Here is an 8,023-nt window from a genome sequence, read left to right on the forward strand (position 1 = left end):
GTGGGTCTGCCGTCGCGTCGACGTCGCCCGCCACTGGATCGAGCACCACCCCTACCAGACCCGCTAAGCACGCCGCGGCAGCCGCAAGCTTGTCCGGCCTATGAACGAATCGCCCGTCGCGGACCGGGCGAGGGGCTATTGCGTCCGCAAGCATTTCCGACACCCATAACCAGAAGCCGCCCGGCGGCGATGGAGACAGCCATGGAAAGCGAAAAGATCGATCTGCAGATCCACCACATGGATCCCAGCCTGTACAACTCGGACCTCGCGCCGCTGCCACCCGACAAGCGCAAGTGGGGCTGGTTCGAGATCTTCAACGTCTGGTCCAACGACATCCAGAGCCTGTTCGGCTACACCCTCGCGGCGACGCTGTTCATCTCCTACGGCCTCAACGGCTGGGCGGTGTTCGCCGGCATCATCCTGGCGGGCATCATCGTCAACGTGCTGGTCAATCTCACCGGCAAGCCGGGGGTGAAGTACGGCATCCCTTACCCGGTCATCGCGCGCGCCTCGATGGGGGTGCATGGTGCCAACTTCCCGGCGCTCATCCGCGGCATCGTCGCCATCTTCTGGTACGGCGTGCAGACCTACTTTGCCTCGACCGCGCTGGCGCTGCTGTTCAACGCCTTGCTCGGCAACCCCGGCGGCGCGACCTTCCTCGGCATGACGGCGGTGGACTGGTTCTCCTACGCCGTGGTGTGCGTGTTCCAGCTCGCGCTCTTCCTGCGCGGCTTCGACTGGATCACCGCCTTCCTGAACTGGGCCGGTCCGCTGGTCTATCTGGTCATGATCGCGCTGCTGGGCGTCATCTGGTACAAGGCCGGCGGTGGCCTGCTCAATGAACTCGGCACCATCTTCGACGGCAAGGGCGAGCACCCGGGCGGCCCGGTCGCGGCCTTCGTCGCGGTGGTCGGCACCATGGTGGCCTACTTCGCCGCAGTGGTGATCAACTACGGCGACTTCTCGCGTTTCGTCAAGAACGAGTCGCAGATGAAGTGGGGCAATTTCCTCGGCCTGCCGGTGAGCCTCGCCTTCTTCTCCTTCCTCGCGCTCTTCATCACCGCCGGCACTGCCGTGCTGTTCGGCGAGATGATCACCAACCCGGCCGAGATGGTGGCCAAGGTCGATAACCTGGCGCTGACCATCATCGCCGCGCTGACCTTCTTCGCCGCTACCGTCGGCATCAACCTGGTGGCCAACTTCATCCCGGCCGCCTTCGGCCTCGCCAACCTCGCCCCGGCCAAGATCAGCGCGCGCACCGGCGGCATCATCACCGCCGCGATCGCCTTCTTCATCGGCGGCCTGTGGGTGGCGCTGATCAGCCACATCGGCATCGCCGGCTTCGTCGACACGCTGGGCGCGGTGCTGGCCCCGCTGTACGGCATCGTGGTGGCCGACTACTACCTGGTGCGCAAGCAGAAGCTCAACGTGCAGGACCTGTTCTCGGCCGAGCCGGGCTCGACCTACTACTTCGACAAGGGCTGGAACAAGCGCGCGCTGTTCGCCTTCTCGGTGGCCTCGCTGTTCTCGGTCGCCTCCGTGTGGACGCCGGCGCTCGCGGCCTGGGCGGGCTTTGCCTGGCTGTTCGGTGCGCTGCTGGGCGCCGTGCTGCACCTCGGCCTGATGCGCCTGCGCCTGCGCGCGCCGACGCCGACGCCGACGACCGAGGCGGCGTGAGCCTCATCGGCCTGACCTGATGTCGTCCATCAGCCTGCCCGTATGTCGGGCAGGCACAGAGGGCGGATAATCCGCCCCACACTGTTACTCTCCACCGTCCTCCCCGGTGGACACCTTCGCCGCGGTTCCCCGACAGGGGCGCCGCGGCATTTTCCTTTTGGAGTTGCAATGTCTGCCCCCGGCTCGGCTCGCCCCGCTTCGTCTCCCTCCACCACCTCCAGGCTCGCGCTGCTGGCGCTCTTGGTGCTGTCCCTGATCTGGGGCTACAACTGGGTGGTGATGAAGCAGGTCATCCAGTACGTCGATCCCTTCGACTTCTCCGCGATCCGCACCGTGCTCGGCGCGGCCACGCTGTTCGTCGTGCTGGTCGTGCTGCGCAAGCCGATGACGCTGGTGGCAGCGCGCCAGGTGATGCTGCTCGGCGTACTGCAGACCGCGGCCTTCACCGCGCTGATCCAGTGGGCGCTGGTGGCCGGCGGCGCGGGCAAGACCGCGGTGCTGGTCTACACCATGCCGTTCTGGGTCATCCCGATCGCCTGGTGGGTGCTGGGCGAGCGCGTGCGCGGCATGCAATGGGCGGCGATTGCGGTTGCGGCGTTCGGGCTGGTGCTGATCCTGGAGCCCTGGGCTGTGCGCGGCGGCGCCTTCAGCAACCTGCTCGCTGTCGGAGCCGGGCTGACCTGGGCGGCCTCCGCGGTGGTGGCCAAGCGCATGCGCCTGGCGCGCGAGTTCGACCTGCTGGCGCTGACGGCCTGGCAGATGCTGTTCGGTGCGCTGGCGCTGTGCATCGTCGCGCTGGTCCTGCCCTCGCGGCCGATCGACCCGACGCCGTACTTCTTCGGCGCGCTCGCCTTCAACGCGCTGTTCGCCACCGGGCTGGCCTGGCTGTTGTGGCTGTACATCCTGCAGCACCTGTCGGCCGGCATGGCCGGGCTGTCGGCGCTGGGCATCCCGATGATCGGCGTGCTCGCCGGCTGGATCGAGCTCGGCGAGCGGCCGAGCGGCGCCGAGTTCGTCGGCATGCTGCTGATTGGGGCGGCGCTGGCGCTGACCAGCCTGTGGTCGCTGTGGAACGCGCGGCGCACGGCGCCGGGTTCGGGCGGCTCGGTGACTTGAGACCCCGCGTGGCTAGTGGCGACCTGCCCGTGTGCAGCAAGCGGCGGCTGCGCAGGCGCCTCGGCCGGCACGCGGGTGCGGGGGAGTCGGCAATCCGGAGCAGCAGCGCAAACCTCAATGCGCCGCCAGCACGTCGAGACGCCCCCTGACCCAGGCGAGCGTGCGGGCCGCCTCCAGCTCCACCTCGACGAGCAGGGGCTCGATGGTGCGGCCATCGCCCCGGTCGGCGGCGGCCTCGATCTGCGCGGCCAGTGCGCCCAGAGGGGGGGCGCCCACCAGTCGAGCTGCGGACTTGAGCCGGTGAGCGGCAACGCCGAGGGCGGCCAGGTTGGCTTCCTCGAGCGCTGCACGCATGGTCACCAGGCCCTCGGTGCTGGTGTCGACGAACAGCGCATAGATGCTGCGCTGCCTGTCCGGGTCAGGGCCTACCAGGCGCTCAAGGGCGTATTCGTCGAAGGCGTGCTGCATGGCTGGCTCCAGTGGTCCGCGATTCGCGCCCGCTGCCCCCGCGGGCGAGCCGGCGGCCGGGTCGCGGCCTCATCGGGTGGCGGCGTGCTCGCGCATCCACCGTAGTGTCGCATCGCCGGTCATGGGGCGGGCGATGTGGTAGCCCTGCGCCTGATCGCAGCCGATCTTGCGGAGGAAATCGAACACTTCCGCTGTCTCGACGCCTTCGGCCACGGTGCGCAGGCCCAGGCTGCGGCCCAGGTCCACGATTGACTTCACCACCGTGCGCGACTCCTCCGACTGCAGGGCCGTCATCACGAAGGACTTGTCCACCTTGAGCTCGGAAAAGGGCAGCCGCACCAGCTGTAGCATCGACGAGAAACCGGTGCCGAAGTCGTCGATCGAAAGATGGAAGCCCTTCATCCGCAGCCGGGTAATCAGGCCGAGCGAAGCGACGGGGTCATCCATCGCGCTGGTCTCGGTGAGTTCGAGGATCAGGCGCTCCGGCGCGAGTTGCAGCTGCAGGCAGCATTGGGCGAGGCGGTCGACGAAATCCAGATCGTTGAAGGCCTTCGCCGACAGGTTGACCGACAGTGACAGCTGTCGGCCGCCGGCCAGGCCGGTGCGGTCGGCACAGATCGGCGCGAACCACTGCAGCGCCAGCTCGAGCACCCGCTCGGTGAGCGCGGCGATGAGTCCGCTGGCTTCGGCGAGCGGCACGAAGCGGTCGGGCGCGATGGGGCCGTAGTCCGGATGCAGCCAGCGCACCAGGGCCTCGAAGCCTGTCAGCCGAGCGTCGGTGCAATCGATCTTGGGCTGGTACACGACGAGCAACTCGTCCGCGTCGAGCCCACGGCGCAGGTCGGCCACGCCGAGTTCCGGGTGCGGTGGGGCGGCGTTGGGCCGGGCCGGGGACGTGGCCGGTGCCGCATGCGGCGGCGCCAGGGGCGCGCCGGCGAGCAGCTGGCGCAGGTCGCCGGTGGAGAAGGGCTTGGACAGCACGCCGGCGATGTCCAGGCCATGTTCGGCAGCTGAGCGCCCGGCGGCGTCGAGGACGCGCGAGCCGACGCCACTGGTGATGATGATGCGCGCCCGACAGCGGTCCCCGGCGAGGCGTTTCATGACCTGCACACCATCCATGTCGGGCATGATCAGGTCGAGCGCGATGTGGGTAGGCTGCCAGGCTTCGAGCTGGGCAAAGAACGCCATCGCGGTGGACACGAAGCAGGTTTCCAGCCCCAGGTCCTCGGCAATGAACTGCATGGTGCAGCCGACCAGGGGATCGTCGTCCAGGATCAGCAGTCGCGGCCTGCGGTCCGTCTGGGCTGTCATGCAAGACCCTCCAGTGGCAGGCAGACTTGCCTGCTTCGAATCTAGTGGCTGCATGTGCCGTTCGCAAGGTCGAGCATGTCTCGCAGTCTTGCTGCCAGTTCCCGCTGCCGATAGGGCTTGTTGATCAGTTCCAGGCCGGCGTCGATGCGCCCGCCGTGCACCAGCGTGCTGTCGGCATAGCCCGAGGTGAACAGCACCGGCAGCCCGGGCTGCAGCTGCTGGGCAGCGTCGGCAAGGGCCTTTCCGTTCATGCCGCCCGGCATCATCAGGTCGGTGAACAACAGATCGAAGCGCCCGCAGCGCAGGGTCCGGAGGGCTTGCTCGCCGTTGCGCGCGGTCACGACCCGGTAGCCGAGGCGCTCCAGCAGGCTGCGCACATGTTCGAGCACGAGTTCGTCGTCCTCGACGACAAGAATGGATTCACCGCCGCGGGCGAGCGCCACCGCGCCTGCCGTATCCGTATCCTGAGCAGGCGGGGCGTCGGCGCGTGGCAGGTAGAGGCGCACGACGGTGCCGCGACCGTGCGCGGACTGCAGGGTGATGTGGCCCTGCGACTGCTTGACGAAGCCGTAGACCGTGCTTAGCCCGAGGCCGGTGCCCTTGCCGGCGTCCTTGGTGGTGAAGAAGGGCTCGAAGGCGCGGGCGAGCGTGACGGCGTCCATTCCGCTGCCGGTGTCCGTCACGGTCAGCATGACGTAGGGGCCGGGTGCCAGGTCCTCCGGCCGCAGCGTGCGGCTATCGACGTCCAGATTGGTGGCCTCGATGGTGATGCGTCCGCCAGCTGGCATCGCGTCGCGGGCATTGATGCACAGGTTCATGACGGCACTTTCGAGCTGGGCGGCATCGACCATCGCCGCCCACAGATCGTCCTTCACGTCGAACTTGATGTCGATGTGCCCGCCGAGGGCGCGCTGCAACAGCCGGGTCATGCCATCGAGCAGGGCGCGGATGTCGGTCGGCTGCGGCGCGAGCGCCTGGCGACGGGCGAAGGCCAGCAGCTGGTGGGTGAGGTCGGCGCCGCGCTCGGCGGCGGCGCGTGTCAACCCGACGAGGGCGCGCGCACGGGGTTCATCGCGCAACTGTTCCAAGAGCAGCTCGGCGTTGCCGAGGATGACCTGCAGCAGGTTGTTGAAGTCATGGGCGATCCCGCCGGTGAGCTGGCCCACGGCCTCGAGGCGCTGCGCCCGCAGCAGGGCCTCCTCGCTGCTGCGGCTGCGCTCGCGCTCGTCGCCGAGTGCATGGAAGGAGCGGATCGCATGGCGGGCGAGAACGGTCACGAAGATGATGCTCGCCACCGAGAGGATGCGGTTGGCGAGGACCCAGGCAAGATCGAAGCCGGGCGGCGAGACCAGCGCGCCAGCGCTGACCGCCAGCGTCGCGGCGCCGGCCAGGCCGAGCACGAAGCGCGCATCGAGGCTGAGGGCGGCGAGCAGCACCGCCACCAGGTAGAGTGTGCCGTGTGCGAAACCCAGTGGCGTCAGCAGGTCGGCCGACAGGATCAGCAGCAGCAGCGCGGTGCTGATGGCCTTCCACAGTGAAGGCGGCGTCCTCGAGGCCATGGCAAGGATCCTCATCGGCGGGTCCGTCATTCGTGTCCCTCGCGCGCGCGATCGAGAAGGGCCCGCAGCTTCAGGGCCAGATCGCGCCGCCGGAAGGGCTTGCTCAGCAGCTCGAAGCCGGCTTCGAGGCGGCCCTCGCGCTCCAGGGCACTCTGGGTGTAGCCCGATGCGAACAGCACCGGCATCGTCGGTCGTTCCCGACGAACGGCGTCGGCCAGTTCGCGCCCGTTCATGCCGCCGGGCATGACGACGTCGGTAAACATCAGGTCGATGTCCGGGTGTTCGGCCAGGCGCGCCAGCGCATCCGGGCCGTGGCAGGCAGTCAGGACGCGGTAGCCCAGGTCGTCGAGCAGGCTGGCGACGTGCTCGCGCACCAGCTCGTCGTCCTCGACAAGCAGGACCTGCTCGCCGCGCCCGCCCGGCAGCGTGCGCAGGCTGGCCGCAGCCGCCTCCGCAGCCGCGCCCCGCACATCGCCCTCGGCACCGAGCAGGTGCGCGCGCGGGAGATAAAGACGAGCCACCGTGCCACGGCTGGGCCCGGATTCCAGGCGGATGTGTCCGCCCGACTGCCTGGCGAAGCCGTACACCATGCTGAGGCCCAGGCCGCTGCCCTTGCCCGGTGGCTTGGTGGTGAAGAAGGGATCGAAAGCATGGGCGAGCTCGGTGGCGGTCATGCCGACGCCGGAGTCGGACACCTCGAGCAGGACGTAGTCGCCCGCTCGCAGCCCGGCGGCCTCCGCCGCCGCAGCCGGGAGGTGGAGCCGGCTCGAAGCGATGCCGAGGCGGCCGCCATCGGGCATCGCGTCGCGGGCGTTGAGGCACAGGTTCAGCACCGCGCTCTCGAGCTGTGCCGGGTCGACCCGCGCCTGCCAGGGACCAGCGTCGAGCCGGAACTCGATCCGGACCTGCTCGCCCAGTGTGCGTTCGAGCAGCTCGGCCATGGACTGCACCAGCGCATCCGTATCCGTGGGCCGCGGATCGAGGGGCTGCCGGCGCGAGAACGAGAGCATGCGGGCGGTCAGTTCGGCGCCTCGTTGCGCAGCGCTCCGGATCAGTGCGGGGAGGGCGGCCAGCCGTTGCTCGTGTTGCAGGCGCTCGACCAGCAGTTCGGCATTGCCGAGGATGACCTGCAGCAGATTGTTGAAGTCGTGGGCAAGACCCCCGGTGAGTTGGCCGACCGCTTCCAGGCGCTGCGCCTGGTGCAGCTGGCGCTCGAGCTCGAGGCGCTCGCTGAGGTCGGTGGTGATGGCGATGATGGACTGCCTGTGCCCGTCGGCCTCGCGCACCAGGGTCCAGTGGCACTCCACGTCCACGTCTGCGCCGTCGCGCCGTCGCAGGCGCAGACGCCCATCCCAGGTGCCCTTGTCCACGGCCTGGGTCATGGCTGCGGCGGCCGTCTGCACGTCTGCGTGCAGCAGCGTGCTGACGCGCTGCCCGAGCGCCTCGGCCGCCGTCCATCCGTACAGCTGCTCGGCGCCCCGGTTCCAGAAGCGCAGGCGCAGGTCGGCATCCCAGACCAGGATGGCGTCCTTGGCCTGGTCCAGGATCGCCGCCTGCTCCCGCAGCCGCATGGCGCCGATCGTCTGCTCGGTGATGTCGATGTGCATCACCACCGCCCCGCGGCGCCGGCCCTTGTGCAAGGGGGTGACGACGAGCTCGAACCAGCGCATCGCGGTGGGTGAGTGGCAGGGGTACTCAAGGCGGAAGCGCTCGCTCCGGCCCTCGAGAACGGCGCGGATGCCCGCCGCGGCCGCGACTGCCTCGTCGGCCGCCAGGCCGTGGGCCTCATCACATGCGCGCAGGTAGTTCTGCCCGATCGCGCCGGCGTCACACGGCAGGGCGTTGTCGCGCGCAAACTGTCGCCAGGCCTCGTTGACGGTGATGATCGTGCC

Annotated in this window: 6 protein-coding genes; 2 read left to right on the top strand and 4 right to left on the bottom strand. The window is 69.1% G+C overall.

Going from position 1 to position 8,023, the window contains the following annotated elements; all coding sequences use genetic code 11:
• The first annotated feature begins 201 nt into the window (after window positions 1–201).
• Both PLC66_RS21550 and PLC66_RS21555 read left to right on the top strand, forming a co-directional pair.
• A complete protein-coding gene (locus tag PLC66_RS21550) occupies window positions 202–1,677 on the top strand; it encodes an NCS1 family nucleobase:cation symporter-1 (RefSeq protein ID WP_324544244.1) in 1,476 nt (491 codons plus the stop codon).
• Between the two features lie 168 nt (window positions 1,678–1,845).
• Entirely contained in the window at window positions 1,846–2,793 is a 948-nt protein-coding gene (locus tag PLC66_RS21555; protein WP_324544245.1) for a DMT family transporter, read from the top strand.
• Between the two features lie 114 nt (window positions 2,794–2,907).
• On the opposite strand, the gene PLC66_RS21560 is transcribed toward PLC66_RS21555, so the two are convergent.
• From PLC66_RS21560 to PLC66_RS21575, 4 genes are all read right to left on the bottom strand, one after another.
• A complete protein-coding gene (locus PLC66_RS21560; protein WP_324544246.1) occupies window positions 2,908–3,261 on the bottom strand; it encodes an Hpt domain-containing protein in 354 nt (117 codons plus the stop codon).
• A 69-nt stretch (window positions 3,262–3,330) separates the two neighbouring features.
• Window positions 3,331–4,572: an EAL domain-containing response regulator gene (locus tag PLC66_RS21565; RefSeq protein ID WP_324544247.1), complete on the bottom strand. Its 1,242-nt coding sequence runs from the start codon at window positions 4,570–4,572 to the stop codon at window positions 3,331–3,333.
• A 41-nt stretch (window positions 4,573–4,613) separates the two neighbouring features.
• Window positions 4,614–6,146 carry an ATP-binding protein gene (locus tag PLC66_RS21570; protein ID WP_324544248.1) on the bottom strand — a complete coding sequence of 511 codons (1,533 nt, stop codon included), beginning with the start codon at window positions 6,144–6,146 and terminating at the stop codon, window positions 4,614–4,616.
• A gap of 11 nt (window positions 6,147–6,157) precedes the next feature.
• On the bottom strand, window positions 6,158–8,023 hold a 1,866-nt coding region (locus tag PLC66_RS21575), incomplete at its 5' end, for a hybrid sensor histidine kinase/response regulator (protein ID WP_324544249.1).

This window comes from Thauera sp. (assembly GCF_035444905.1).
GTDB lineage: Bacteria > Pseudomonadota > Gammaproteobacteria > Burkholderiales > Rhodocyclaceae > Thauera.